Below are 26272 nucleotides of genomic sequence, written 5' to 3'. Positions count from 1 at the left end.
GCCGCGCCCGACGTGCCCGAGGGTGACACGGTCTTCCTCGCCGGTCGGCGGTTGGCCGAGGCGCTGACCGGCCGGGTGCTGCTGCGCGGTCAGCTGCGGCACCCGAGGCTGGCGACGGCGGACCTGGCCGGGCGCGAGGTGCTGGGCGTGCGGTCGGTGGGCAAGCACCTGTTCACCCGGTTCAGCGGTGGGCTCAGCCTGCGCAGCCACTTCCGGATGGACGGGGCGTGGCACCTGTACCGGCCGGGTGAGCGCTGGCGCCGTCCCGGCCACCAGGCGCGGGCGGTGTTCGAGGTGCCGGACCGGCAGGCGGTCGGGTTCGCGCTGCACGACCTGGAGCTGCTGCCGACCGCCGACGAGCACCGGCTGGTCGGCCACCTGGGCCCGGACCTGCTGGCCGACGACTGGGACGACGCCGCCGAGGCCGAGGCGGTGCGCCGGTTGGTCGCGGAGCCCAAGCGGGAGCTGGGGCTGGCGCTGCTGGACCAGCGGGTGCTCGCGGGCGTCGGGAACCTGTACAAGGCCGAGGTGTGCTTCCTGCTGGGCGTCTCGCCGTGGTCGCCGGTGTCGGCGGTGGACCCGGTGGAGACCGTGCGGCTGTGCCGGAGGTTGCTGCTGGCCAACGCGTGGCGGCCGGAGCAGTCCACGACCGGGTCGCTGCGGCGCGGGCAGCAGCACTGGGTGTTCGAGCGGACCGGGCGGCCGTGCGCGCGCTGCGGGACGCGGGTGCGGGTCGGCGGCCAGGGCGCCGGGGTGCTGGAGCGGGTGGCCTACTGGTGCCCGCGCTGCCAACCGGGTCCGATCGCCTAGAGTTGCGGCCGTGATCTACCGGAACGTGGTGCGCAAGGCGTTGTTCTCCCTGCACGACGGGGACGCGGAGCGGGTCCACGAGACCACGCTGGACCTGGCGTCGAAGGTCTCCCCGCTGGCCGCCAGGGTCAACCTGGGCGTGCGCGGGCCGGGGCTGGCGCGCACGGTGTTCGGGGTGCGCTTCCCCAACCCGGTGGGTCTGGCGGCCGGGCTGGACAAGAACGGCAGGGCGCTGCCCGCGTGGGCCGCGCTGGGGTTCGGGTTCGTCGAGGTCGGCACGGTCACCGCGAAGGCCCAGCCGGGCAACCCGCTGCCGAGGCTGTTCCGGCTGCGCGGCAGCGAGGCGATCATCAACCGGATGGGCTTCAACAACGAGGGCGCCCAGGCGCTGGCCGACCGGTTGGAGGCGCTGGGGCCGCTGCCGGTGCCGCTGGGGATCAGCCTGGGCAAGTCGAAGGTGACGCCCGTCGAGGAGGCCGAGGAGGACTACCGGCTCTCGCTGCGGGCGCTGCACCGGCACGGCGACTACTTCGCGGTCAACATCAGCTCGCCGAACACGCCGGGCCTGCGCGCGCTCCAGGACCGGGCCGCGCTGGACCGGCTGCTGTCGGCGCTGAACGCGGAGATGGCCGAGCTGGGCGCGCGCAAGCCGCTGCTGGTCAAGATCGCCCCGGACCTGACCGAGGCGGCGATCGGCGAGCTGCTGGAGGTGTGCGAGGCGCACGGCGTCGACGGGCTGATCGCCACGAACACCACGCTGTCGCGGGACGGCGTGGTGGCGCGGGACGCGCACCTGACCGAGCAGGCCGGTGGGCTCAGCGGCAGGCCGCTGGCGGCGCGGGCGCGCGAGGTGGTGCGGTTCGTCAGCCGGGAGACCGGCGGGAAGCTGCCGATCGTCGGGGTGGGCGGCATCGCGTCGGCGGACGACGCGAAGCGGATGCTGGACGCGGGCGCGAGCCTGCTCCAGGTGTACACCGGGTTCATCTACGAGGGCCCCGGCCTGGTGCGGCGGATCAACCGGTCGCTGCTGGGCGGGTAGCGGGGTTCACCTCCGGGTGGAGGCGCGCGCGGTGACCGCGTCGAGCTGCGCGGCGGTGAGCGCGGGCACGGGCAGCGGGTGGGCGGCGTCGGCGCGCAGGCCGTCGAGCAGCACCGCGAGCAGGCGGCGCCACACGTCGTCGGCGATGCCCGCCGTGGCCTCCACGACCCTGGCCACGCACAGGAACACCACGGCGACGTCCGAGGGGGCGAAGTCGGCGCGCAGCGCGCCCGAGGCGCGGGCCCGCTCGACGATGTCGGCGGCGTTGAGGTTCTGCGCGTGGCACAGCTCGCCGAGGCGCTCGGCGGCGCCGTAGCGGCCGGTCAGGACGTCGGCGAACACCGGTTGCGAGGCCTGGAGGCCGCACATGCCCTCCAGGTAGGCCGCGAAGGACTCCCAGGGGTCGTCCAGGGCGCGCGCGGCGTCCACCACCGAGGTGAGCTGCCCGGCGACCAGTTCGGGCACGACGGCGTCGACGAGCGCCTCGCGCGTGCCGAACCGGTTGTAGAGGGTGCCCGCGCTGACGCCCGCGCGCTGGGCGATCTCCTCCAGCGGCGCGCCGAGGCCGCGCTCGCGGAACACCTCGGCCGCCGCTCCCAGCAGTTTCTCCAGGTTGCGGCGCGCGTCCTTGCGCAGCGTCCTGCCCTGCTCGGCCATGCCACCTCCCGAGAGAACTTGACACCACTGTCAACTTGTTGCAGGGTTGACCTCGCAAGAAGTTGACAGTGACATCAAGTTATCGACCCGTACGGGGGATGATATGCGCAAGGTGATCGCCGTGTTCGGCGCGGGAACCGGGCTCGGCGCGGCCGTGGCCAGGCGGTTCGGCCGCGAGGGGTACCGGGTGGCGCTGGTGGCCCGGCGCAGGGCCCCGCTGGACGCGCTGGTGGCGGAGCTGGCCGGGCGGGGCGTCGAGGCCGAGGCCTTCACCGCCGACCTGTCCGACCACCGGGCCGCGCCCGAGCTGGTGGAGACCATCCGGGAGAGGATGGGCCGCATCGACGTGGTCGAGTACGCGCCGATCGGCGTGGACTTCGCGATGACGCCCGCCGCCGAGCTGACCACCGACCAGGTGCTCTCGCAGGTCGCGCTGTTCACGCTCACCCCGGTCGCGCTGGTCGGGGCCGTGCTGCCGGAGCTGCTGGAGCGCGGCGACGGCGCGGTGCTGATCGGCCAGGGCATGTCCGCCGCGCACCCGGTGCCGGGGCTGAGCGGGGTGAGCCTGGGCATGGCCGCGACCCGCAACTACGTCCACTCCCTGCACGGCGAGCTGGCCGGGCGGGGCGTCTACGCGGGCACCCTCACCATCGGCGCGATGATCGCGGGCAGCGCCGCGCACGAGCTGGTGACCTCCGGCGAGCTGGGCGGCCTGCCGAAGGACGTGCCCACCGCCGACCCGGACGTGCTCGCGGAGCTGTACTGGGAGATGCTCGCCGCCCGCACCGAGGCCGAGCGGGAGTACCCGGCGCGCTGAGGCCGCCGGTCGGGGGCCCTCGGTCTGGAACTCCGGTCAGGCGCCCGCGCGGACGGCCCAGAGCCTGCGCAGCAGCGGGTGCAGGATGACCACCAGCAGCGAGCCCCACACCAGCCCGCCCAGCTCCAGGTCGCCGACGGCGATGGTCAGGTCGCCGACCCCGGCGACCAGCGCCGCCCCGCCGACCAGCGCGTTGGCCGGGTTGGTCAGGTCCACCCGGTTGTCCTGCCAGATCCGCACGCCGACCACGGCGATCAGGCCGAACAGCACCAGGGTCGCCCCGCCCAGCGCGCCGGGCGGGATGGTGGACAGCAGTGCCAGCGCCTTCGGGCAGAACGACAGGGCGATCGCCGCGGCGGCGGTGACCGCGTAGGCGGCCGTGGAGAACACCCGCGTCACCCCCATGACGCCGATGTTCTCCGAGTAGGTGGTGGTGCCGACGCCGCCGCCGAGACCGGCCAGCGTCGTGGACAGGCCGTTGGCGATGACCGCGTCGCCGACGCTGCCGTCCAGGTCGCGGCCGGACAGGGCGGCGATCGCCTTGACGTGGCCGATGTTCTCGGCCACCAGCACGATGACCACCGGCAGGAACAGCAGCACCACGGACGGGCGGACCTCGGGCGCGTGCGCCTCGGGCAGCCCCCACCAGGCGGCCTCGGCCACGGCGGAGGTGTCCACGACGCCCATCAGCAGGCCGAGGCCCCACCCGGCGAGCACGCCGAGCAGGACCGAGAACCGGAAGAACGCCCGGCGGCCGAGCACCCCGCACAGCATGATCACGCCGAGGGTGACCCCGGCGATGACCGGCTGCTGGGAGAACGCGCCGGTGGAGGCCTTGGACAGGTTCAGGCCGATCAGGATGACCACGGCGCCGGTGACGGCGGGCGGCATGATCGAGTCGAGGGTGCGCACGCCCAGCGCCTTGATCGCGACGCCGACGACCACGACCAGCAGGCCGGTGGCGAGCACGCCGCCGAGCTGGGCCGGGACGCCTTCGAGCCGGGCGGCCTGGAGCGGGGCGATGAACGCGAAGGAGGAGCCGACGTAGCCGGGCACCCGGTTCCGGGTGATCATCAGGAACAGCAGGGTGCCGACGCCGGAGAACAGCAGGGTGGTGCCGACCGGCAGGCCGGTGGTCGCGGGGACGAAGACGGTGGCGCCGATCATGGCCACGAAGTGCTGCGCGCCGAACCCGAGGGTCAGCGGCCAACTGGGCCGCTCCTCCGGGGCGATGGTGTCACCCTCCGTGACCCGACCGTCGCCGCGCACAGTCCACAACGCCACGTCCGCTGGACCTCCCGACCGCTTCGCGCTCCACCTTCGCCCGCTCGCGCCGGACCTGGCGATCCTGCCACGCCACGTAGTGGGCAACGCTATATAACAGTCTGATAATCACACGATTGCAGCATGGTCCGCCAGACCCCGCGCGACGCACCGCAATGCTCGCTGCGCGAAGTGGTGCAACGGAGCGTGGCGATCGGGCGCTACCCGGCGCGGGGGCTGGCGCGTCCACCACCGTCGGGAACAGACCCCCGCTCCGGTGACGCTCCGGAGCCGCACAACACGAAGGGCACTCACAAAAGCGCTGTTCACGGCACCCCGCCGCCCGCCACGCGGCCCCCGCCGCCCACCGCCGGGAACCCGACCTGGTGATCACCCCACCGGCCGATCAGGTCCCCCGGACGGCCGAGCCGGACCACGGCGGCCGGTGATCTACTTCACACACGACAACGCCCCCGGCCGGAGCCAGGGGCGAAGGGTGGAGCGAGGTCGGGTCGGGATCAGCCGGACAGCTCCCGCAGCCCGGACGCGAGACCGGCCAGGTGGTCGGTCGCCTCGTCCAGCACGGCGCTCGGGTCGGCCGCCGCGCTCTCCGCGAGCACGTTGCCCGCCGCGCCGACCAGCCCGCAGTAGCCGTCGACGCCCTCGTCCAGCTGGGCCCGCAGCTTGCGCACGCCCTCCACCAGCGGCGCGCGCTGGAGCGGAGGGGCCGTGTCGCGGGCCCGCTCGACCGCCTGGAGCTGCTGCGAGACCGCCCGGATGGCCGAGGCCGCCTCCCGGCCCGTCTCACGGGCCTGCTCGACGGACTCGGTCGGCACCGAGGTGATCCGGCTGGAGTCGAGCTGCACCAGCAGCTCGGCCAGCGCGTCCTCGGCCTCCGCGAGCCGCTCCATCGGGTACCGGGCCGCCGACGCCTTCGCGGGCAGCGGGGGCCTCGGCGGCGGGGCGGTGTTCGCCAGCGCGGTCCGCTCGGCGTCGATGGCGCGCATCTTCACCCCGGACCGGACGGCCAGCACCGCGCCGCCCGTGGCGCCCAGCGCGCCGACGACCCCGGCCGCGACCGGGACGGCGCCGACCACGGCCAGCACCCCGAGCACGGAGAACACCGCGAGGATGATCGCCCAGACGGTGAGCGCCCGGCTGGAGCGGCGGTAGCGCCGGTCCAGACGGGCCCTCGGGTCGTTCCACGCGGTGAAGCGGCGCTTCACCTGGTCCGCGACCTGCCCCTGCTGCGCGTTGAAGAGCTCGACCAGCTCACCCGGAACGAGCTTGCGGTTGGCGGGAAGCATCGCGGATCACCCCATCAGCTCTGGGCGGGCGGGTTCTGCGGGAGCTGCTGCGTGGCCTGCTGCGGCTGGGACTGCGCCTGCTGCACCCGCTGCTGGATCTCCTGCTGGATGTTGGCGGCGGCGGAGTTGGGCTTCGCGGTGATCTCGCCCGCCGTCGCGCCACCGCCCATGGAGGCGCGGATCTGGTCGAGGCGCGAGATGCCCGCCATCTGCGTGGTGGAGCGCTGCACCTCCATCATGCGGCCCTGCACCGAGTTCTGCGCCAGCTCCGCCGAGCCGAGGGCGGTGGTGTACCGCTTCTCGATCTTGTCGCGGACCTCGTCCAGGGACGGGGTGCTGCTGGGCGCGGCGAGCTCGGTCATCTGCCGCAGCGAGTGCGAGACCTGCTCCTGCATCTTGGCCTGCTCCAGCTGGCTGAGCAGCTTGGTGCGCTCGGCGAGCTTGCCCTGCAGGACCGACGCGTTGTTCTCGACGGCCTGCTTGGCCTGGGTCGCGGCCTGCAGCGACTGGTCGTGCAGCGTCTTCAGGTCCTCGATGCCCTGCTCGGCGGTGACCAGCTGGGTCGCGAACCCGGCGGCGGCCTCCTCGAACTGCGCGGCGCGCTGCTCGTCGCCCTTGGCGCGGGCCTCGTCGGACAGCACGAGCGCCTGGCGCGCGGAGGCCTGGAGCTTCTCGACCTCACCGAGCTGCCGGTTGAGCTTCATCTCCAGCTGCCGCTGGTTGCCGATCACCGCTGCGGCCTGCTGGGAGAGCGCCTGGTGCTGCCGCTGCGCCTCCTCGATGGCCTGCTGGATCTGCACCTTCGGGTCGGCGTGCTCGTCGATCTTCGACGAAAAAGCCGCCATGAAGTACTTCCATGCCTTCACGAAAGGGTTGGCCATCTCCTACGCCTGCCTTCTCCGCACTTTCCTGGCTCGCGCTCGTGATTGGCAACGACCCGGTGCCGGTGTTGGTTCCATCGTGTCAGTTGTGCAGCCGTGCTTCCACCGACCCGGCGGAATATCCGGGATCACCCCGAGTACCCCCGAGAGGCGCGTCAGACGGCACGGCCATCCTGCCTGGCAGCCGCCCCCCGCGTTGCAGGTACCCCGCAAGCGGTTGTCAACTCGTTGCAGGCCAACGCGCCGAACCGGCGTTCCGGTTCGGCGCGGGCGGTGGAGCACGGGTATCAGGCGGCCACCACGGAACCGCGCGGCTTGCTGATCGCGGTCGGCAGCCGGTGCGTGAGCACGGGTTGCAGGCGCAGGTCGGACAGGTCGTTGCCGACCACCGCGGGCACCAGGGTGCCCGCCTCGAGCCCGGCGCGAGCGGGCTCGCGCTTCCCCAGCTCGGCGGACTTGGCCACCTTGTCGACGGCGCCGATGTCCGTGGCGACCAGGTGCAGCAGTTCGGACAGGGGCAGTTCGAGCGCGTCGCAGATCGCGGCGAGCAGCTCGCTCGACGCCTCCTTGCGCCCCCGCTCGACCTCGGACAGGTATCCGAGGCTCACGCGCGCGGTCCTGGAGACCTCGCGCAGCGTGCGGCGTTGTGTGGTGCGGGCATGGCGGAGCCGATCACCGATCGCCTCGCGCAGCAGCACGGTCATCGCGCGCCTCCTTCCGGCCGGCCGTGCCACCACGTTACCGATCCACCCCGACGGCGGGCAGTGACTTCCTGGCACGTCCTCCAACAGCGAACGGGTGAATACCCCGCGAAGTTCCCGTCCAAGCGGGAGCGCGCGCGGGGAATCACCCAGCTCAGCTCACCCAGCTCACCCTACCGGGACGAGCAGCCGCGCACGCAGCGATTCCAGCGCGGTGATCACCGACGCGACCCGCACGCGGTGACGATCACCACTGAGGGTGACCGAGGACACTTCCACCGAGGTGCCCCCTACGGGTGAGACCCCGGCGACCCCGATGTGCACGACCCCCGGCGGCACGCCGTCCTGCGGGTCGGGACCGGCCACCCCGGTGAGGCCGAGGCCCCAGGTGGCCCCGCAGCGCTCGCGGGCGCCGGAGGCGAGCTGGGCGGCCACCTCGGGGTGGACCGCGCCGTGCTCGGCCAGCAGCTCGGCGGACACCCCGGCCAGCGAGCGCTTGAGCTCGGTGGCGTAGACGACCAGGCCGCCGCGCAGGACCGCGCTCGCGCCGGGCACGCCCGCCAGCAGCGCGCAGACCGCGCCCGCCGTGAGCGACTCGGCCGTCGCGACCGTCTCGCCCCTGGCCCGCAGCAGACCGACGACCTCGACGGCCAGCGGGTCCGGGCCGCCGCCCGCGAGGGCCTGCGCGACCCGGTCGACCGGGTCGGCGGCGGGGCCGTCAGCGGGGATTCCGCCGGGCACGCCCGCGGAGCGGGCATCGGCCGCGCCGGGGGGAACGTCGGCGGGGACGCCGGACGCGGCCGAAACCGCACCGCTGCGGTTTCCCGCAACGGCGTCCCCCTCCGGGGTGGTGCGTCGCGCTCCCCCGGAGGTTCCCCCGTTCGTGCCCGCAGGGCCCGGTCCGACTCCCCCGGCGCTCACGCCCCGGCCACCGCGCGCTTGCCGCGCGCCCGCAGCCGCACCGCGCGCACCACGTAGTCCACGCCCGTGACGACGGTCAGCAGCACCGCGAGCCCCATGGTCACCTGGGCGACCAGCTGACCCCAGCCCGGCAGCGGCAGCACGTAGAAGCCGATGGCGAAGATCTGCACCAGGGTCTTGGCCTTGCCACCCCGGCTGGCCGGGATCACCCCGTGCCGGATGACCCAGAAGCGCAGCAGGGTCACCCCGATCTCGCGCACCGCGATCACCACCGTGACCCACCAGGCGAGGTCCCCGAGCATGCTCAGGCCCACCAGGGCGGCCCCGGTGAGGGCCTTGTCCGCGATCGGGTCGGCGATCTTGCCGAAGTCCGTGATGAGCCCGTACTTGCGGGCCAGGTTGCCGTCGACGTGGTCGGTCACCGAGGCCACCACGAACACCGCGAAGGCGGCGAGTCGCCACTGCGTGTCGTGACCGCTGCCCGCGAACAGCGCGAGCAGGAACACCGGCACGAGCACCAGACGGGACATCGTCAGCACGTTGGCGATGTTCAGCACCGGCACGCGCGCGGGTTCGGTCACCTCGGCAGCACCTCGATCGCGGTGACGACCAGGTCGACGCCCTCGGCGGCGTCAACCCGGCAGCGGACCAGGTCGCCGACGGCCAGACCGTCGGCGTTGGCGATCACGCACTCGCCGTCGACCTCGGGGGCCTGGTGGGCGGCGCGACCGGTGCAGTCGGTCTCGTCGTCCTCCTCGTGCTCGACGAGCACGACGACCTCCTCGCCGACGCGGTCCTCGGCGCGCTGCGCGGTCAGCTCCTCGACCAGCGCGGAGATCCGGGCCACCCGCTCGGCGACGGTGTCGGCGTCGTGCTTGTCGGCGAGGCCCTCGGCCTCGGTGCCGTCCTCGTCCGAGTAGCCGAAGATGCCGACCGCGTCGAGCCGGGCCTCGGTGAGGAAGCGCTCCAGCTCGGCCACGTCGGCCTCGGTCTCGCCGGGGAAGCCGACGATGAAGTTGCTGCGGATGCCCGCCTGGGGGGCGAGCTCGCGGATCTGCCCCACCAGCGCGAGGAACGACTCGGTGGAGCCGAACCGGCGCATCCGGCGCAGCACGGCCTCGCTGGAGTGCTGGAAGGACATGTCGAAGTAGTCGGCCACGCCGGGCGTGGTCGCGATGGCCTTGACCAGCGACGGCTTGGTCTCGGCGGGCTGGAGGTAGGACACCCGCACCCGGTCCACGCCCTCGATCGCGGCGAGCCTGGGCAGCAGCTGCTCCAGCGCGCCCAGCTCGCGGGGCAGGTCCTTGGCGTAGGAGGTGGAGTTCTCGCTGACCAGGAACAGCTCGCGCACGCCCTGCTCGGCCAGCCACATGGCCTCGGCGACGATCTCGTCGGGGTGGCGGGAGACGAACGCGCCCCGGAACGACGGGATCGCGCAGAACGAGCAGCGCCGGTCGCAGCCGGAGGCGATCTTCAGCGGGGCGACCGGGGCGTCGTCCAGGCGGGTGCGCAGCACGCGCGGGCCCCAGCCGTGGCCGGGCACCTGGACCTCCTGCGCCTTCTCCTGGCGCTTGACCGGGGTGATCGGCAGCAGCGTGCGCCGGTCGACCGGCTTGTGCGACTCCAGGGCCTTGCCCGCGAGCACGTCGTCGAGCCGGTCGGCCAGGTCGCCGTAGTGGTCGAAGCCCAGCACCGCGTTGGCCTCGGGCAGGCTCTCGGCCAGCTCCGCGCCGTACCGCTCGGCCATGCAGCCGACCGCGACGACCTTCGCGCCGGAGTCGGAGGCGGCGAGCAGGGTGTCCACCGAGTCCTTCTTGGCGGACTCGACGAAGCCGCAGGTGTTGACGACGACGACGTCGGCCTCGTCGTCGACCAGCTCCCACCCGCCCGCGGTCAGCCTGCCGGCTAGCTCCTCGGAGTCGACTTCGTTGCGGGCGCACCCGAGGGTCAGCATGGCGACGCGCTTGGACGTGGTGGGGGAAGGCACGGTGCTCAGGGTAACCGCCCTCGGGAGCGCGCCTTGACCTGCTGGCCCCGCGAACCCCGCTCGGCGCCCGCGTCCGGCCGGGGTCCTCGCGCGGAGCCGGGGCGGTGACGGCGCGTCCCCGGCGTCACCGCTCAGCAGCTCACCCGAAGAGGCGAACCGCCCGACGGCGACCACACCGGGTCCGCGCCGCAGGCCGCGCGTCCCAGCGGATGAGCACCGCGTGCCCGCCCCGGCGTTCGGGGGACTACTTTCTTGCACCGTGAACGACCCGATCAACGTGCGGCGGGCCAGGACCGGCGACGTGCGCGCGATGAAGGCCCTCATCGACCAGTACGCGGGCAAGGTGCTGCTGTCCAAGCCGCTGGTCACGCTGTTCGAGGACATCCAGGAGTTCTGGGTGGCCGAGGAGGGCGGCGTGGTGCTGGGCTGCGGCGCGCTGCACGTGCTGTGGGAGGACCTGGCCGAGATCCGCACGGTCGCGGTGTCCCCCGCCGCCGTGGGGCGCGGCATCGGTCACCGGGTGGTGGCCAGGCTGCTCGACACCGCGCGCGAGCTGCAGCTGGCGCGGGTGTTCGTGCTCACCTTCGAGACCTCGTTCTTCGGCAGGCACGGGTTCGTGGAGATCGAGGGCACGCCGGTGTCGCCGGAGGTCTACGAGGAGATCATGCGGTCGGCCGACGAGGGCGTCGCGGAGTTCCTGGACCTGTCGTACGTCAAGCCGAACACCCTGGGCAACACCCGGATGCTCGTGCACCTGTGACCGTCCGGCGCGCCGTCCCGGTCGGGGCGGGCGCGGCCGGGTTCACCCGGATTCCACCGAAGACTGTTCGAGTTGCAACTAGAACAGCATTGACTCCACTAGTGCGTCCGCTGAGGATGGCCGGGTGGAGCAGTTGACCGTGGACGAACTGGCGGTGCGGGTCGGCCTGCCCGGCAGCACCATCCGGATGTACCAGACCAAGGGCGTGCTGCACCCCCCGCGCAAGGCGGGGCGCGTCGCCCACTACGACGACACGCACATCGAGCGGCTCACCCTGGTGCAGCGGCTCCAGTCGCGCGGCTTCTCGCTGCCCGCCATCGCCGAGCTGGTCGCGGCGCGGGCGCGTGGCGCGACGGTCGCCTCCGTGCTCGGGCTCGGCGACACCGAGGGCCCGGACGACTGGGTCCGCGTCCGGCTGCGCGATGCCGGGAAGCTCATGCCGCTCGGCGACCTGCGGCCCGCGCTGCTGCGCCGCGCCGTCGAGGTCGGCCTGGTGCGCTGGCGGTTCGGCTGGCCGCACGTGCGCCGGTGGGCGCTGGAGTCCGGCACCCGGCTCGCGGACCTGGCGATCCCCAGCGACGAGGTGCTCGACCACTTCGCGGGCCTGCGCCGATCCACCGACGCCATCGCCGGTCAGTTCGTCGAGCTGTTCGAGCGCAGGCTGTGGCCGACGCTGGAGGGCCCGGCCAACCAGGAGGACCAGCTCGACCGCATCCGCGAGCTGCTGGTCGAGCTGACCTACACGGCGGAGACCGTCGTGGTGGGCGCGCTGCGCGAGTCGGTGCGGGACGCGGCCGAGGAGTTCGCCCAGCGGCACGGCCTGGTGCCCTCCGGCGACTTCCGCCCGGCGTGGGCCGACGAGCCGGTGTCGATCGCGGAGAACCTGGTGCGCCGCCCCGGCGACGAGGGCGTCCCGGACGACCCGGAGATCACCCGGTTCCTGGCGGGCGAGGACGAGGACGACGACACCCGCCGCTGAGGCGGGCCGGTGCGGCGCTCCGGGTGGTGTCCCGTGGGGCGCCGCCCGGACACCGAGCGCGATCGGAGCAGCGCTCACCCAGCCGCACGGGTGACTTTCCCCGGTGGCGGGCCGGGCGCGGGGTAGGACGGTGAGCGGCACCCATCCGCCTCACCCCTGGAGCGCACCCGTGCCGACCAACCGGACGCACGCCGTCCTCATCCCGCTGCTCGCCGTCCTCGCCCTGCTGCTGGGCCCGGTCACCGCCACGGCGCAGGCCGACCCGAGGGCGCGCACCGACGACTACCTGTTCAGCCGCAGCCTGGCCGACTTCACCGCGCTGCGCTCGGCCGCCCGGCCGGGCGACGGCCTGGTCTGGGACTCCGACGGCTGCACCCTCGCCCCCGAGCACCCGCTCGGGTACGACTTCCAGCCCGCCTGCGAGCGGCACGACTTCGGCTACCGCAACTACTCCGGGCAGGGCCGGTTCACCGAGGACGCCCGGCGCCGCCTCGACGAGCTGTTCCACGCCGACCTGCTCGGCCGGTGCTCGGGCAAGTGGGCGTGCAGGCGCATCGCCGACGGGTACTACTTCGCGGTGCGCCAGTTCGGGAAGCTCGTCGGCGGTCGCGAGACCATCGGCTGAGCGCCCCGCTCACCCCTCGTCGGTCCCGGTCGGGGGCCCGCCGCCGTTGATCAGCTCCACGGCGGTGGCCAGCTCGTCCGGCTTGAGCAGCACGTCGCGGGCCTTCGAGCCCTCGGTCGGGCCGACGATGCCCCTGGTCTCCAGCAGGTCCATGAGCCTGCCCGCCTTGGCGAACCCGACCCGCAGCTTGCGCTGGAGCATGGACGTCGACCCGAACTGCGAGGTCACGATCAGCTCGGCGGCCTGGAGGAGCAGGTCGAGGTCGTCGCCGATGTCGGCGTCGATCTCCTTCTTCTCCGCCTTGCCCGAGCTGGTGACGCCGTCGGTGTACTCCGGCTGCGCCTGGCGCTTGGTGAACTCGACGATCTCCGAGATCTCCTCGTCGCCGACGAACGCGCCCTGGATGCGGCGGGGCTTGCCCGCGCCCATCGGCAGGAACAGCCCGTCGCCCATGCCGATCAGCTTCTCGGCGCCGGGCTGGTCGAGGATGACCCGCGAGTCGGTGAGCGAGGAGGTCGCGAACGCGAGCCGCGACGGCACGTTCGTCTTGATCAGGCCGGTGACCACGTCCACCGAGGGCCGCTGGGTGGCCAGCACCAGGTGGATGCCCGCCGCTCGGGCCTTCTGGGTGATCCGGACGATCGCGTCCTCGACGTCGCGCGGCGCGGTCATCATCAGGTCGGCCAGCTCGTCGACGATCGCCATGATGTACGGGTACGGCTGGTACTCGCGCTCGCTGCCGGGCGGCGCGGTGATCTGCCCGGTGCGCACCTTGCGGTTGAAGTCGTCGATGTGCCGCACCCGGTTGACCTGCATGTCCTGGTAGCGCTGCTCCATCTCCTCCACCAGCCAGGCCAGCGCGGCGGCGGCCTTCTTCGGCTGGGTGATGATGGGCGTGATCAGGTGCGGGATGCCCTCGTACGGGGTCAGCTCGACCATCTTCGGGTCGATCAGGATCATCCTGACCTCGCTGGGGGTGGCCCTGGCCAGCAGCGAGACCAGCATCGAGTTGACGAAGCTGGACTTGCCGGAGCCGGTGGAGCCCGCGACCAGCAGGTGCGGCATCTTCGTCAGGTTCGCGGTGACGAAGTGGCCCTCGATGTCCTTGCCGAGGCCCACCACCATCGGGTGGTCGTCGTTGACCGCCGAGGACGCGCGCAGCACGTCGCCCAGGCGCACCATCTCGCGGTCGCTGTTGGGCACCTCGATGCCCACGGCGGACTTGCCGGGGATGGGCGCGAGCAGCCGCACGTTGTCGGTGGCGACGGCGTAGGCGATGTTCTTGGTCAGCGCGGTGATCTTCTCGACCTTCACGCCGGGGCCGAGCTCGACCTCGTAGCGGGTGACCGTCGGGCCCCTGGTGAAGCCGGTGACGTGCGCGTCGATGGAGAACTGGTCGAGCACGCCGGTGATGGCCTCGATCATGATGTCGTTGGCCTTGCTGCGCACCATCGGCGCGTCGCCGTCCTTGAGGATGGTCGGCGGCGGCAGCTGGTACGGGCCCTCGACGGCGCGCACGGCGGCCAGGCTGGACGAGGGCAGGCCCTCGGCGGGCGCGTTCGCCTTCGGCTCGACCTTCGGCTTGCGCGGCTTGGGCGCCTGCGCGGCGGGCGGCGGCACGGGCTCGAACGGCGGCTCGTCGTCCGGCGGCGGGACGTCGGCGCCCTCGGCCGCCGCGTCCAGCTCGGCGGCGGGCTGCTTGCGGCGGGAGGGCTTGCGCAGCTTCGCGGTGGGCGCGGGCTTGGGGGCGGGCTCGTCGTACGGGTCGTCGTCGTAGGGCTCGTCGTAGTGGTCGTCGCGGCCGTAGCCGTCGTCGAACCCGTCGAAGCCCTCCGGCTCGCGCGCGGAGAACCGGCCGCTGAACTTCGCGGGCAGGTCGCGCATGGTGACGTCGGTGAGCAGCAGCAGGCCCTGCACGAAGATCAGCACGAGCACGGGGCCCGCGATCCACGGCGTGAGCCCCTGGGCGAGGAACCCGCCCGCGAGGTAGCCGAGCGCGCCACCGGCCTCCTGGCGGCCCGCCGAGTCCGCAGGCAGCCCCCCGATCAGGTGGAACATGCCGAGGAAGCCGATCGCGACGAGCAGGGTGCCGCCGAGGTAGCGGGGCCTGGCCTCGCGGTTGGCGTCGGTGCGCATGAGGGTGATGCCGATGCCGAGCAGCACCACCGGCAGGAGCATCGCGGGCGCGCCGATCGTGCTGCGCACCGACGAGTCCACCCACTCGCCGACCGGCCCGGCCGCCTGCCACCACACGCCCGCGCCGGTGATCACGGCGAGCGAGATCAGGACCATGCCGAACCCGTCGCGGCGGTGCGTCGCGGCCTGGTTGCCGCTCTCCGGGCCGCGCACCAGCCCGCCGACCGAGCGGCTGATGCCCCGCCAGGCCGCGCCGAAGACCGTGGGGGCCTTCTTCTTCCTGGGCGCGACCCTGCGCCCCTGCGGCCTGCGCGGGGCGGCGGGCTTGGCCGCCTGCTTGCGCGGCGCCGGGCGGCCTCCAGCCGCCCTCGGCTTCGCCCCGCCACCGCCTCGGGTCGAACCCTTGCGCGAAGTCCCAGTAGTCCGGCCAGCCATGTTCGCTACGTTATCCCCCTGCGCACCACGTGCCCCAGGAGTTGCCGGGGGACGTGAGGTGTGCTTCCTCGATGACCATGGTTGCCCGGATCGCGGTGCGGCCACACCTCGACACGCCGTAGCCTGCCCGCTGTGACTCAACCTGCGCCCACTCCGCCGCTGTGGCGCCTGCTGACCGCCATGGACCGGGCCTTCGTCGGCCTGAGCGGCAGCCTCCGGGTGACCGGGAGCATCCCGGCCCGGCTGCGCGGCAGGCCGCTGCTGCTGGCCTCGAACCACATCGGCAACCTGGACCCGTTCATCCTGGTCGCCGCCTGCCACAAGATCGGCGTCGCGCCCCGGTTCCTGATCGCGGGCGGGCTGCTGGACGTCCCCGTCGCGGGCGCGCTGCTCAAGGCATCCGGGCACCTGCGGGTGGACCGGGCCTCCGCCGCGGTCGGCGACGCCTACGGCCGCACGGTCGAGGCGCTCAAGGCGGGCGCCGACCCGGTCGCGCTGTACCCGGAGGGCCGGATCAGCCAGGACCCCGGCCTGTGGCCGGAGCGCGGCAAGACCGGCGCGGCGCGGCTGGCGCTCAGCGGCGGCATCCCGGTGGTGCCGGTGAGCCAGTGGGGCGCGCACGAGGCGGTGTGCTGGGGCGGGCTGACCGTGGACCGCGCGTCGGACCTGCTGCCCTACGTGACCTCGTACCTGCAGGGCGTGCGGAGGCGGCCGGAGTACCGGGTGCACTTCGGGGAGCCGGTGGACCTGTCCGACCTGACCGACGGCGCGCCCGGCCACGCCCGGCGCGCGCACGAGCGGATCATGCGGGCGATCACGTCGGGCCTGGCGCCGCTGCGGGCCGACGAGCCCGACGTGCCGCGGCACCGGGACCCGACCCGGCCGACCACCGGCAGCAGCCCGTGGCGACCCGCGCCCGCGACCGGCGCCTCGTCCTGAGCCGCGGCGCCCCCTGAACGCGCGGGCGGGGGCCGGGGAGACCCCGACCCCCGCCCGACGCGGAAGAACCCCTCGGTCCTAGACCGGGATGATCGTCGGCACGATCATGGGCCTGCGCCGGTAGGTCTCGGCGACCCAGCGCCCGACCACCCGGCGCACCGCCTGCGCGATGCGGTGCGAGTCGGTGATGTTCTCGGCCTCGGTGCGCGACAGCTCCATCTCCACCAGCGAGACGGCCTTGTCCAGCGCCTTCGGGTCGTCGGAGAAGCCGCGACCGGACACGGTCGGCGGGGCCACCGCGCGGCCCGTGCTGGAGTCGATGGCGACCGTGATCGCGATGAAGCCGCCCTCGCCCAGGACAAGGCGGTCGGACAGCGTCGACTCGCCGACGTCGCCGACCGAGAGGCCGTCCACGTAGACGTTGCCGACCACGACCCGGCCGCTGATGGCGGCCTTGCCGTCGATCATGTCCACGACGACGCCGTCCTCGGCGATGACGACCCGCTCCTCGTTGACGCCCGTGGCCACCGCCAGCGCGGCGTTCGCGCGCAGGTGCCGCCACTCGCCGTGCACCGGCATGACGTTGCTGGGGCGCACCGCGTTGTAGAGGAACAGCAGCTCGCCCGCGGGCGAGTGGCCGGACACGTGCACCTTGGCGTTGCCCTGGTGCACGACCGTGGCGCCCAGCCGGGACAGGCCGTTGACCACGCCGAACACCGCGTTCTCGTTGCCGGGGATCAGCGAGCTGGCCAGCACGATCGTGTCACCCGCGCGGATGGAGATCTGGCGGTGCTCGCCGCGCGCCATCCTGGACAGCGCCGACAGCGGCTCGCCCTGGGAGCCGGTGGAGACGAACAGGACCTGGTCCTCGGGCATCCGCATGGCCTCGTCGATGTCGACGAACAGCCCGTCCGGCACGTGCAGCAGGCCCAGCTCGGCGGCGATGCCCATGTTGCGCACCATCGAGCGGCCCACCAGCGCGACCCTGCGCTTGTAGCGCACGGCCACGTCCAGCACCTGCTGCACGCGGTGCACGTGCGAGGCGAAGCAGGCCACGATGACGCGCTGCTCGGCCTTGCGGATGACGTTCTCCAGCACCGGGCCGATCTCGCGCTCGGGCACCACGAAACCGGGCACCTCGGCGTTGGTGGAGTCGACCAGGAACAGGTCGACGCCCTCGTCGCCGAGCCGGGAGAACCCGGCCAGGTCGGTGAGCCTGCCGTCGAGCGGCAGCTGGTCGAGCTTGATGTCGCCGGTGTGCAGCACCAGCCCGGCGGAGGTGCGGATGGCCACGGCCAGCGCGTCCGGGATGGAGTGGTTGACCGCGAAGAACTCCAGCTCGAACGGGCCCGCGTCGCGGCGCTCGCCCTCGACGACCTCGATGAGCTTGGGGTTCTGGCGGTGCTCGCGGCACTTGGCGGCCAGCAGCGCGAGGGTGAAGCGCGAGCCCACCACGGGCAGGTCGGGGCGCAGCTTGAGCAGGAACGGCACGGCGCCGATGTGGTCCTCGTGGCCGTGCGTGAGCACGATGGCCTCGATGTCGTCCAGCCGGTCCTCGATCGCCCGGAAGTCCGGGAGGATGAGGTCCACGCCGGGCTGGTCGTCCTCGGGGAAGAGGACGCCGCAGTCGACGACGAGCAGCCTGCCTGCGTGCTCGAACACCGTCATGTTGCGGCCGACCTCGCCGATTCCGCCCAGTGCGACGACGCGCAGCGCACCGTCGGGCAGCGCGGGCGGGGGTGAGCTCGGATTGATCACGCGTTGACTCCCAGTTCGGCCTTCACGGCCTCGATGTCCTCGTCGGTGGCGGGTACCAGCGGCAACCTTGGGTCGCCCACGTCGATCCCGCGCAAACGCAGGCCCGCCTTGCTGTAGGTGACGCCGGGCATCCGGCCGAACGGCCGCAGGAGCGGCAGGATCGACTGGTGCAGCTCGCGAGCGCGCACGACCTCGCCCGACTCGAAGGCGTCGATCATCGCACGCAGCGGGCCCGAGGCGAAGTGCGACACGACGCTGACCGCGCCGACGGCGCCGACGGCGAGCCACGCCAGGTTCAGCGGGTCGTCGCCGGAGTAGTAGGCCAGGTCGGTCTCGGCGATGACCCGGCTGCCCGCGTGCAGGTCGCCCTTGGCGTCCTTGACCGCCAGGACCCTCGGGTGCTCGGCGAGCCGCAGGATCGTGTCGACCTCCAGCGGCACGACCGACCTGGGCGGGATGTCGTAGAGCATCACGGGCAGGTCGGTCGCGTCGGCCACGGTGGTGAGGTGGGCCGCGATCCCCGCCTGGGTGGGGCGGGAGTAGTACGGCGTCACCAGGAGCAGGCCGTGCGCGCCCGCCTTCTGGGCGGCGGTGGCCAGCTCGACGCTGTGCGCGGTGTTGTAGGTGCCCGCGCCCGTGACGACGGTGGCGCGGTCGCCGACCGCCTCCACGACCGCCCTGACCAGGGCTTCCTTCTCCGCGTCGGTGGTGGTGGGGCTCTCCCCCGTGGTGCCGTTGACGACCAGTCCGTCGTTGCCCTGCTCGACCAGGTGCTCCGCGAGTTGCTGCGCCTTGGCCAGGTCGAGGGCCCCGTCGGCGTCGAACGGGGTCACCATCGCGGTGAGCAGGCGGCCGAAGGGGCGGCCGGGTGAGGCGGTAGGGCATCCGGTCATGGCTGAACGCTACCGCGTCACCCTCAGCGAGCAGCCGCTACGTGCTCCGGTTGAGCGAGCGGACCGCCTCGACGGCCGAGGGGTCGCCCTCGTAGGTCACCCGGACGGCGTCCCGGCCGAAGCAGAGCAGGGTCAGCTCGGCGGGCTCGCCGGTGATCGTGACCGGCGTCGGACCGGCCTTCGCGGTGATCGTCTGGCCGCTGGTGCGGCGCAGCACGACGCCCACGGGGCTCTTGCGGTGGTTGAGCTTCGCGACGGGCGGCAGGGCCCGCCACAGGTCGGCGTCGCGGACGACGTCGGCGGGGCGCGGCTCCCAGCCGTCGAGCGCGCGGCGCACGTCCTCGTGGTGGACGAAGAACTCCAGCGCGTTGACCTTCTCGTCGAGCAGCGCGAACGGCGACCACTTGGGCGGGCCCTCGCGGACCAGGTCGACCAGCTCGGCCCACGGCTTGGCCGCGTAGTCGTCCTGGACCTTCTGGTTGTGCCCCGCGAGCGGCTTGACGAACACGCCCGCCGCGGCGTCCGGCCTGCGCTCGCGCAGCACCAGGTGCGCGGCGAGGTCCTTGGCGCGCCACGGGTCGCACAGCGTGGGCGCGTCCGGCCCCACCTCGGTGAACAGCTCCGCCAGCAGTCGGCGTTCGTCCTGAGCTAGACCCATGGGGCCCAACCTACCCGCCGGGGGCCGACCCGTGTTGACAGCGCCTACTTACCGGGGTCCGCTCGCGCGGCTACCGCTCGACGAGCTTCTCGGTGAGCTGGCTGCTGTCCTTGTTCCAGAGCACGCAGAAGACCTCGCGGGAGGTCTTCGTGTCCGAGTACTCCTTGCGCCAGTTCGGCGCGGTCGGCACGACCGGCGCGTAGACCAGCGCGGACTTGTCGGTGGCCGTGACCAGGCTGGAGGCGAAGCTGAGCGAGCAGAACTCGTTGGCGAAGGCGTGCAGCTGCGCCTCGCCGGGGTAGATCAGGTCGTCGGCGCTGCCGAACGGGTTGCTGCTGGCGAACACCTGGATGCTGTGGTTGTCCTCGCAGCTGGCGCTGTTGACCTTGACCGTGGGGCCGAGGAAGTTGTCGCCGCAGTAGCCGCTGCTGAGGCCGAAGTCGGGCAGGGTGCCGCCGGAGCCGAACGTGACCACCGGCTGGAGGCCCTCGGGCGGGGACTCGGTGAAGGCGGCGCGACCGGCGAAGACTCCCCCGGTGAACACCAGCAGCGCCGCCGCGGCGGCCCCGCCGACGGCCAGGTTGCGCAGCCACGGCCTGGCCGGGGGCCTGACCTGCCGGGTCGGCGCCTGCGCGTGCTGGGTGTAGCTCATCGTGCCGCCGGGGTGCTGCGGGACGCCGCCGGGCGGGGTGGGCTGGGCGGCGGCGCGCTCCAGCATGGCGCGGGCCTGCTGGCCGCTCAGGCGGGCGGCCGGGTCGGTCATCAGCAGGCCGGTGATCACCGCGCCGAGCGCGCCGTGCGCCCTGGTCAGGCGGGGCGGCTCGCTCATGATCGCGTGCAGGGTGGAGGCGGTGGTGGAGCGCTCGTACGGGTTGACGCCCTCGACGGCGAAGCACAGCGTCGCGCCGAGCGACCACAGGTCGGCGGCGGGCGCGGCCTCGTGGCCGTGGATGCGCTCGGGGGCCATGTAGGCGGGCGAGCCGATGAGGCTGCCGCTGGTGGTCAGGCGCGGGTCGTCCACGGCCTGGGCGATGCCGAAGTCGGCCAGCTTGACCCGGCCGTTCGCGGTGATCATGAGGTTGCCGGGCTTGACGTCCCGGTGCACGATCCCGGCCTGGTGGGCGGTCTCCAGCGCGGACAGCGCCTGCAGCGCGATCGAGGTGACCCGGTCCTGCGGCATCGGGCCGTGCTGCGCGACCAGCGCCGACAGCGTGGTGGCCTCGACCAGCTCCATCACGATGTAGGTCATGCCGTTCTCGGCGACGACGTCGAACACCGTGACGATGGCCGGGTCGCTGAGCCTGCCCGCCGTGCGGGCCTCGCGCAGCACCCGCTCCTCCAGGACGCGGCGCTCCTCGTGGGCGATGCCGTCCGGGAGGTGCAGCTCCTTGATGGCGACCTGGCGGCCGATCACGTTGTCCTGCGCGCGCCAGACCACGCCCATGCCGCCCCTGCCGAGCTCGGCGAGCAGGGTGTAGCGGCCCGCGATGACCCGCGGCTGCCGCGCTGGGGGCGTGCTCTGCTGACCAGTCACCGTGGTACTACTCCTCGTGACACCGCTGACCCGACCGGGCGGCCGAACGCTACTTCAGACCACCGGCGGACGGTCGCGGTTTCACGGATTCGTGATTTCGTGCCCGGCGGCGGACAGCGCGCGCGTGGCACGCCCCAGGTCGCCATCTTTGACCAGCAGGTGGTCGGTGTCGAAAGTGGACAGCGCGAACAACGTCACACCGGCGGCGGCCAGCTCCCCGGACAGGGCGGCCATGATGCCGGTGAGGGTGAACGCCAGCGGCCCGCGCACGGTCAGCAACCGCCACCCGGACTGGGCGTCCGCCGACTCGGGGGCGTGCTCGGTCGGGCAGACGATGGACAGCTCGTCCGGCGTGCGGGTGACCGAGACGAAGCCCGGCAGGTCCAGCAGACCGGGCGGCACGGGGGCGTCGGCGGGCAGCCGGACGACGCTGTGGTCGCCCGGCCGCACGTCCACGACGAGCCGCCTCACCCCTCCGCCACCAGCGGGCTGGAGGCGACCTCGGTGCCGTCGGCGAGCGAGGTGATGGCGAAGTCCGCGAAGGCGCCGGGGGCGGCCTTCTGCAGGTGGCGCAGGCACTCGATGGCCAGAGCGCGGATCTCCACGTCGGCGTGCTCGGTGGCGCGCATCGCGATGAAGTGGCGCCAGGCGCGGTAGTTGCCGGTCACCACGAGGCGGGTCTCGGTCGCGTTGGGCAGCACGGCGCGGGCGGCCTGGCGGGCCTGCTTGCGGCGCAGGGTCGCGCTGGGCACGTCGGAGAACTTCTCCTCCAGGCCCTTGAGCAGGTCGTTGTAGGCGGCGACGCTGGCCTCGGCGGCGGCGAGGAAGCGGGCGTGCAGCTCGGGGTCGTTCGCGATGACCTCGGGCTCGACCATCGCGGCGTCGCGCTCGGGCACGTAGCGCTGGGAGAGCTGCGAGTACGAGAAGTGGCGGTGGCGGATCAGCTCGTGGGTGAGCGAGCGCGAGATGCCGGTGAGGTAGAAGCTGACCGAGCCGTGCTCCAGGACGGACAGGTGGCCGACCTCGATGATGTGGCGCAGGTAGGCCTCGTTGGTCGCGGTGGCCGGGTTCGGCTTGGACCAGGACTGGTAGCACGCGCGGCCCGCGAACTCGGCGAGCGCCTCGCCGCCCTCGGCGTCGGTCGACCACGGGACGTCAGACGGGGGGAAGAACTCCGTCTTCGCGATCAACTGCACGTGCGGGGACACCGTTTGAGCCATGAGGCGAAACCTTAGAGCACTGCGGGAGCGTCTCCGGCTGGGATGCGGTGGTCGCCCCCGTGTTGTGGGCCTCAGTCGCCGCCCGATCGGATGATGTCGCGGTGGCGGCAACATCGACATCATCAGGTTCCTTGACTGCCGTCACTTGTGGTGTCATCTTGGTGTCATGGACCTTTCGCCGTACATCTCCGCCCTGCGGGAAGACCTGACGACAGCCGCGTCCGCCGGTGACGAGAACACCCGGCGCAGCGCGGCCGTGCTCGCCGCGGCGCTGGAGCCCGCCGCCCGACTGGCGATCATGAACGCCCTGTCCGATCTGGCCGCCGAGGTCACCGCCTCGCTCGACGGGCCGGTGGTCGAGGTCCGGCTGGACGGGCGGGACGTGAAGGTCGTCGTGTCCGGCACCGGGCCCGCGCAGGAGGAGCGCGAGCCGGAGCCGCAGGAGGCGCCCCGGCCGATGAGCGGGGACGCCACCCGGATCACGCTGCGGCTGCTGGACGAGCTGAAGTCCAAGGCCGAGCAGGTCGCGGCGGCGCAGGGGATGTCGCTGAACACGTTCGTCGCGCAGGCCGTGCAGGGCGCGGTCGGCGGCAGGCGCGGGTTCGGCGGCGGCGGCAGGCGCGAGTGGCACGGCGGTGGTGACAACCGGGGGCAGTCGTCGCAGTCGTCCTCGCACTCGTCGTCGCAGTCGTCGACGCGGGTGCGCGGCTGGGTGCAGGGCTGACGGGGACTAGGGGGATCGGTCGTGGGTAGCGAGTCCGAAGTGGTGCGCAGGCAGGCGTTCGACGTGACGGGGCCCGTCGAGGTCGACGTGGCGCTCGTGTCGGGGCGGGTGCTGGTGCACCTGGTCGACGAGGAGGCGGTGGACGTGGAGCTGCGCCACGAGCCGTCCGGGGGCGATGGTTGGACCGACGGGCTGAACGGCCTGCTGAGCTGGGTGGGCGACCAGTTCGCGGGTGGCAAGGGCGGTCCGGCGGGCGGGTCCGGCGGGGTGGCGGAGGCGGTGCGCGACGCGCGCCTGGAGCTGACCGGGAACCGCCTGGTCATCCGCTCGTCGAAGGCCCTGCCGCTGCGCGCGGTGCCGATCAGCGTGGCCGTGCGCGCCCCGAAGGGGTCGAGCGTGCTGGTGAAGTCGGGTTCGGCGAACGTCGCGATCACCGGCGGCGCGGGCCGCCTGGACATCAACACCGGGACCGGCGACGTGACCGCGGACAGCGCCGACTCCGCGTCGCAGGTGACGTCGGGCTCCGGCAAGGTCCGCCTGGGCCCGATGCTGGGCGGCGTGAAGGCGCGCAACGGCAGCGGCGACGTCGAGGTGGCGGCGGTGAGCGGCAGCTCCGAGGTGCACACGGCGACCGGCGACGTGTGGCTGGGCGCGGTGCAGAGCGACGTGCAGGTGCGCACGGGCGGCGGCGACGTGACCGTGGCCGACGCGGCGTCGGGCCGGATCACGCTGGGCACGGGGTCGGGCGACGTGCGCGTGGGCGTGCGCCAGGGCGTGGCGGCGGAGGTGGACCTGGCGTCGACCTCGGGCACGGCCCGCAGCGAGCTGGAGGTCTCGACCAACCGCCCGGCGCAGGCGCCGGACCTGGTGATCACGGGCCGGACGAGCAGGGGGAACGCCCTGGTGACGACGGCTGCGGGCTGACAACCGGGGGTGGTGACACCCGAGTGTGATCAGACTGGAGCGGCGGAAGCGCCGGAGGGCCAGTAGGTTCGTGGTGGGGCGCGCACGTCCAGGGGGAGGTGCGCGCCCCTTCGCGTGTCCGGGTGGTGCTGCGTATGACCGGGTGGCGTTACACGAACGGTGGGTGACACACCGGGTCGGGGGACGCTGGGACGGGGACGCTGCGTCGGGTGGCGAGATCGGGACGCGACGGCAGGCGAGTGGGGCACCGGGCCGGCTGATGGCGATGGCGACGGCGACAGGAGCGGCGACGGCGACGGAGCACAATGAGACACCACCGCCGGACTAGAGCGGTACGTGGGCGAAAAGACCAGACCGAGGCAGGGATTTACGCCCAGGACCGGGATCTAGAGCTAGCCGGGAACCTGCGCCTAGGACCGAGGGCTTAACCGAGACCAGGAGCCGGGCCGAGACCTAAAGCGGAGCCGAGGCCCGAGGCCGAGAGCTTGGAGCGAGCTGGGCCGGGGCGAGGGCTGGGGCTGGGGCTGGGGCTGGGGCGAGCTGGTGCCGGAGCGAGCCGGTCCGGGCCAGGGCTGGGCCGCGCCGAGCCGGGCTGCGCCGCGCCGGACTAAGCAGGGGCCGGGTCAGACCTGGGATCGGAAGCGGGGCCGGGATCGGGGTCAGGGGTGGTCCGGGACGCTTAGGCCTGACACCACCAGTGACACCACTGCGGTGAAGGCCACGTCGATGGTCGGGGCTTTCCAGTCGGCGGCGTAGATCGGGTCGTGGAAGCGGTTGGTGGCGTCGAAGACCGCCCGCGCCGCCACCTTGGAGTCGCGCGGGGCGAAGTCGCCGGACTCGATGCCGTCGGCGATGATCTTTGCCAGGTCGCTCTCCAGGCCGGTCACGTGGTCGTCGACCACCGCGAGGTTCTCCCGCATGAGGGTGGCGAAGGTGTCGAACAGCTCGGGGTCCTCGCGGACCTTCTGGCGCTTGATCTCGAACAGCGTCGAGAGCCAGTCCCGCAGCCGCTGCTCGGCAGGCGCGTCGGTGTGGGCGACGTCGGCCAGACCCTCGTGCCAGCGCTCCAACCACCGGCGCGCCACCGCCTCCCGCAGCGCGGCCTTGGTCGGGAAGTGGCGGTACACGCTGCCGTGGCTCACGCCCAGCGCCCTGGCAACGTCCACCACGGTCGCCTTGGCCGGACCGTAGCGCCGCAGCACGTCCTCGGTGGTGCCGAGGATCAACTCCGCGGTCAACGCGCCTTCCGCCACACCAGCCTCCTCCTGCGCACAACCCCGTGCGTGAACCATGCCCCGCCGCACCTGGCTTCACCAAACCAGACGCACGCGATCACACCGGCCCCACACCGAGCCGGACGCGCCCCACCACTGGCGGGACCCGCACCGGAGATATCCCCGACAGCGTCCCGACACCGGCCGCGCGAGCACGATGAACAGGCACCCCGGCATCGGCCGCACGAGCACGGTGAACAGGCATCTCGACGCCGCCCGACCGGTTTTTCAGCGCCACGAGGAGCAAGTCGTTGGCGCTCGAAGGCTCGGCGCGGCGGACTGGCGGCGGCACGGCAGTCGGAGCGGGACGACCGTAGGGGCAGGACGACAGTCGAAGGGGACGACAGTCGGTAGTGGGGCGAAAGTCGGTGGGGGCGGCAATCGGCAGGGGGACGGCAATCGGCGCTGGGGTGACCGTCGGCGGTGGCTGCCAGCTGCCGGGCCACTGTCAGCCGCCGCACCACGGGCGGCAATTGGGGGTGGGGCGACCGTCTGCGGTGGGGTGGCAATCGGTGACGGCACGGCAGTCGGCGGTGGGCAGGCGTTTGCGAGTGGTGGGGTGAGCGGGGTTATGAGGTCAGGTCGTGGTGGTGGCTTGGCGGATCGCGACCACCACCCTCTCCGCGATCAACTGGTGCAGGTTGGACGTGGAGCTCTCCAAGAGGTCGGTGTCACACGCGGGCTGAGCGCAGGTGCGCCGTTGCCCGAGATCAGCAGGACCTTGACGACCCGGTCCGGTAGGTGGTGGGCCGTGGGCAGGACGTACGGGTTCCCGGCGGTCCTCACCACCACCGGGAACTCGGTGAGATCGAGGCGGTCTGCCAGGCGGGTAGCTGACCAGGCGTGATACGGAAAGCCGTGCCCTGATCTGCTCGGCCAAGCCGTGTTGGTCTGCGGTGGCCACTCGACCACACCAACCCCGCCCGACTGACCCGCGACCACCACGTCTCGCGCGCCACCGCCTACCGCTCCCCCGCGAGTTCTCGCCGTCCGGCGGACTGGGACCCCGAACTGGCCGCGCCCCTCGTTC

25 protein-coding genes are annotated in these 26272 nt (G+C 73.0%); 9 read left to right on the top strand and 16 right to left on the bottom strand.

What is annotated here, in order from left to right:
- Window positions 1-12: 12 nt before the first annotated feature.
- Window positions 13-810 (top strand): DNA-formamidopyrimidine glycosylase family protein, encoded by a 798-nt coding sequence (locus tag LV78_RS10420; protein ID WP_253844640.1) that lies wholly within the window; start codon window positions 13-15, stop codon window positions 808-810.
- A gap of 10 nt (window positions 811-820) precedes the next feature.
- Window positions 821-1849 (top strand): quinone-dependent dihydroorotate dehydrogenase, encoded by a 1029-nt coding sequence (locus LV78_RS10415; RefSeq protein ID WP_253844639.1) that lies wholly within the window; start codon window positions 821-823, stop codon window positions 1847-1849.
- 6 nt (window positions 1850-1855) lie between these two features.
- On the opposite strand, the gene LV78_RS10410 is transcribed toward LV78_RS10415, so the two are convergent.
- The gene (locus LV78_RS10410) at window positions 1856-2506 is read right to left on the bottom strand and encodes a TetR/AcrR family transcriptional regulator (protein ID WP_118947697.1); all 651 of its coding nucleotides are present in this window, start codon (window positions 2504-2506) and stop codon (window positions 1856-1858) included.
- A 103-nt stretch (window positions 2507-2609) separates the two neighbouring features.
- Here LV78_RS10410 and LV78_RS10405 point away from each other — a divergent pair, with 103 nt between their 5' ends.
- Complete coding sequence (locus LV78_RS10405) at window positions 2610-3323, top strand: SDR family NAD(P)-dependent oxidoreductase (RefSeq protein ID WP_253844638.1); 714 nt, start codon at window positions 2610-2612, stop codon at window positions 3321-3323.
- A gap of 36 nt (window positions 3324-3359) precedes the next feature.
- Here the strand turns inward: LV78_RS10405 and LV78_RS10400 are convergent, their stop codons facing one another.
- The 7 genes from LV78_RS10400 to rimO all read right to left on the bottom strand — a co-directional run bounded on the left by LV78_RS10400 (window position 3360) and on the right by rimO (window position 10383).
- Window positions 3360-4607, bottom strand: coding sequence for a uracil-xanthine permease family protein (locus tag LV78_RS10400; protein WP_253844637.1), 1248 nt, complete (start codon window positions 4605-4607; stop codon window positions 3360-3362).
- A 497-nt stretch (window positions 4608-5104) separates the two neighbouring features.
- The gene (gene pspM, locus LV78_RS10395; RefSeq protein WP_253844636.1) at window positions 5105-5893 is read right to left on the bottom strand and encodes a phage shock envelope stress response protein PspM; all 789 of its coding nucleotides are present in this window, start codon (window positions 5891-5893) and stop codon (window positions 5105-5107) included.
- A 14-nt stretch (window positions 5894-5907) separates the two neighbouring features.
- Window positions 5908-6774, bottom strand: coding sequence for a PspA/IM30 family protein (locus tag LV78_RS10390; RefSeq protein ID WP_096496489.1), 867 nt, complete (start codon window positions 6772-6774; stop codon window positions 5908-5910).
- Between the two features lie 287 nt (window positions 6775-7061).
- Window positions 7062-7478, bottom strand: a complete 417-nt coding sequence (locus LV78_RS10385) for a helix-turn-helix domain-containing protein (RefSeq protein WP_253844635.1) — start codon at window positions 7476-7478, stop codon at window positions 7062-7064.
- Between the two features lie 165 nt (window positions 7479-7643).
- Entirely contained in the window at window positions 7644-8129 is a 486-nt protein-coding gene (locus tag LV78_RS10380; RefSeq protein ID WP_253844941.1) for a CinA family protein, read from the bottom strand.
- Between the two features lie 263 nt (window positions 8130-8392).
- Window positions 8393-8926 (bottom strand): CDP-diacylglycerol--glycerol-3-phosphate 3-phosphatidyltransferase, encoded by a 534-nt coding sequence (gene pgsA / locus LV78_RS10375; protein WP_253844939.1) that lies wholly within the window; start codon window positions 8924-8926, stop codon window positions 8393-8395.
- A 47-nt stretch (window positions 8927-8973) separates the two neighbouring features.
- Entirely contained in the window at window positions 8974-10383 is a 1410-nt protein-coding gene (gene rimO, locus LV78_RS10370; RefSeq protein WP_372494844.1) for a 30S ribosomal protein S12 methylthiotransferase RimO, read from the bottom strand.
- Between the two features lie 259 nt (window positions 10384-10642).
- On the opposite strand from rimO, the gene LV78_RS10365 reads away from it, so the two are divergent.
- The 3 genes from LV78_RS10365 to LV78_RS10355 all read left to right on the top strand — a co-directional run bounded on the left by LV78_RS10365 (window position 10643) and on the right by LV78_RS10355 (window position 12747).
- On the top strand, window positions 10643-11143 hold the full coding sequence (locus LV78_RS10365; RefSeq protein WP_015804499.1) for an amino-acid N-acetyltransferase: 501 nt from the start codon (window positions 10643-10645) through the stop codon (window positions 11141-11143).
- A 124-nt stretch (window positions 11144-11267) separates the two neighbouring features.
- Window positions 11268-12122 carry a MerR family transcriptional regulator gene (locus tag LV78_RS10360; RefSeq protein ID WP_253844634.1) on the top strand — a complete coding sequence of 285 codons (855 nt, stop codon included), beginning with the start codon at window positions 11268-11270 and terminating at the stop codon, window positions 12120-12122.
- Window positions 12123-12291: 169 nt separating this feature from the next.
- Entirely contained in the window at window positions 12292-12747 is a 456-nt protein-coding gene (locus tag LV78_RS10355; protein ID WP_253844633.1) for a phospholipase, read from the top strand.
- A gap of 9 nt (window positions 12748-12756) precedes the next feature.
- Here LV78_RS10355 and LV78_RS10350 read toward each other — a convergent pair whose 3' ends face one another.
- On the bottom strand, window positions 12757-15318 hold the full coding sequence (locus LV78_RS10350; protein WP_253844632.1) for a DNA translocase FtsK: 2562 nt from the start codon (window positions 15316-15318) through the stop codon (window positions 12757-12759).
- A gap of 132 nt (window positions 15319-15450) precedes the next feature.
- On the opposite strand from LV78_RS10350, the gene LV78_RS10345 reads away from it, so the two are divergent.
- A complete protein-coding gene (locus tag LV78_RS10345; protein ID WP_253844631.1) occupies window positions 15451-16257 on the top strand; it encodes a lysophospholipid acyltransferase family protein in 807 nt (268 codons plus the stop codon).
- A 78-nt stretch (window positions 16258-16335) separates the two neighbouring features.
- Here LV78_RS10345 and LV78_RS10340 read toward each other — a convergent pair whose 3' ends face one another.
- The 6 genes from LV78_RS10340 to thyX form a co-directional block, all read right to left on the bottom strand.
- Window positions 16336-18015 (bottom strand): ribonuclease J, encoded by a 1680-nt coding sequence (locus LV78_RS10340; RefSeq protein ID WP_308208696.1) that lies wholly within the window; start codon window positions 18013-18015, stop codon window positions 16336-16338.
- Entirely contained in the window at window positions 18012-18908 is an 897-nt protein-coding gene (gene dapA, locus LV78_RS10335) for a 4-hydroxy-tetrahydrodipicolinate synthase (RefSeq protein WP_253844630.1), read from the bottom strand. Before dapA ends, LV78_RS10340 begins: the two co-directional genes overlap by 4 nt.
- A 37-nt stretch (window positions 18909-18945) precedes the next feature.
- On the bottom strand, window positions 18946-19566 hold the full coding sequence (locus LV78_RS10330; RefSeq protein WP_253844629.1) for a TIGR03085 family metal-binding protein: 621 nt from the start codon (window positions 19564-19566) through the stop codon (window positions 18946-18948).
- Between the two features lie 70 nt (window positions 19567-19636).
- On the bottom strand, window positions 19637-21100 hold the full coding sequence (locus tag LV78_RS10325) for a serine/threonine-protein kinase (RefSeq protein WP_253844628.1): 1464 nt from the start codon (window positions 21098-21100) through the stop codon (window positions 19637-19639).
- A gap of 81 nt (window positions 21101-21181) precedes the next feature.
- Entirely contained in the window at window positions 21182-21571 is a 390-nt protein-coding gene (locus tag LV78_RS10320; RefSeq protein WP_253844627.1) for an ACT domain-containing protein, read from the bottom strand.
- Entirely contained in the window at window positions 21568-22320 is a 753-nt protein-coding gene (gene thyX / locus LV78_RS10315; RefSeq protein ID WP_253844626.1) for an FAD-dependent thymidylate synthase, read from the bottom strand. The genes LV78_RS10320 and thyX overlap by 4 nt, the downstream gene beginning before the upstream one ends.
- A gap of 166 nt (window positions 22321-22486) precedes the next feature.
- Here thyX and LV78_RS10310 point away from each other — a divergent pair, with 166 nt between their 5' ends.
- A complete protein-coding gene (locus tag LV78_RS10310) occupies window positions 22487-23044 on the top strand; it encodes a toxin-antitoxin system HicB family antitoxin (RefSeq protein ID WP_253844625.1) in 558 nt (185 codons plus the stop codon).
- 21 nt (window positions 23045-23065) lie between these two features.
- Complete coding sequence (locus tag LV78_RS41530) at window positions 23066-23968, top strand: DUF4097 family beta strand repeat-containing protein (RefSeq protein WP_253844624.1); 903 nt, start codon at window positions 23066-23068, stop codon at window positions 23966-23968.
- 659 nt (window positions 23969-24627) lie between these two features.
- Here the strand turns inward: LV78_RS41530 and LV78_RS10300 are convergent.
- Window positions 24628-25206: a TetR/AcrR family transcriptional regulator gene (locus LV78_RS10300; protein WP_253844623.1), complete on the bottom strand. Its 579-nt coding sequence runs from the start codon at window positions 25204-25206 to the stop codon at window positions 24628-24630.
- Window positions 25207-26272: the final 1066 nt, after the last annotated feature.

The organism is Actinosynnema pretiosum, from assembly GCF_024171695.1.
Lineage (GTDB): Bacteria > Actinomycetota > Actinomycetes > Mycobacteriales > Pseudonocardiaceae > Actinosynnema > Actinosynnema pretiosum.
Note: the sequence above shows the minus strand (reverse complement) of the source record. Positions and strands in the feature narration are given on the sequence as shown.

What these genes read in the sequence shown, in the direction of transcription:
- LV78_RS10410 (WP_118947697.1), bottom strand. Translation starts at nt 2,506, where the DNA reads ATGGCCGAGCAGGGCAGGACGCTGCGCAAGGACGCGCGCCGCAACCTG.
- LV78_RS10405 (WP_253844638.1), top strand. Translation starts at nt 2,610, where the DNA reads ATGCGCAAGGTGATCGCCGTGTTCGGCGCGGGAACCGGGCTCGGCGCG.
- pspM (WP_253844636.1), bottom strand. Translation starts at nt 5,893, where the DNA reads ATGCTTCCCGCCAACCGCAAGCTCGTTCCGGGTGAGCTGGTCGAGCTC.
- LV78_RS10390 (WP_096496489.1), bottom strand. Translation starts at nt 6,774, where the DNA reads ATGGCCAACCCTTTCGTGAAGGCATGGAAGTACTTCATGGCGGCTTTT.
- LV78_RS10385 (WP_253844635.1), bottom strand. Translation starts at nt 7,478, where the DNA reads ATGACCGTGCTGCTGCGCGAGGCGATCGGTGATCGGCTCCGCCATGCC.
- pgsA (WP_253844939.1), bottom strand. Translation starts at nt 8,926, where the DNA reads ATGTCCCGTCTGGTGCTCGTGCCGGTGTTCCTGCTCGCGCTGTTCGCG.
- LV78_RS10350 (WP_253844632.1), bottom strand. Translation starts at nt 15,318, where the DNA reads ATGGCTGGCCGGACTACTGGGACTTCGCGCAAGGGTTCGACCCGAGGC.
- dapA (WP_253844630.1), bottom strand. Translation starts at nt 18,908, where the DNA reads ATGACCGGATGCCCTACCGCCTCACCCGGCCGCCCCTTCGGCCGCCTG.
- LV78_RS10330 (WP_253844629.1), bottom strand. Translation starts at nt 19,566, where the DNA reads ATGGGTCTAGCTCAGGACGAACGCCGACTGCTGGCGGAGCTGTTCACC.
- thyX (WP_253844626.1), bottom strand. Translation starts at nt 22,320, where the DNA reads ATGGCTCAAACGGTGTCCCCGCACGTGCAGTTGATCGCGAAGACGGAG.
- LV78_RS10310 (WP_253844625.1), top strand. Translation starts at nt 22,487, where the DNA reads ATGGACCTTTCGCCGTACATCTCCGCCCTGCGGGAAGACCTGACGACA.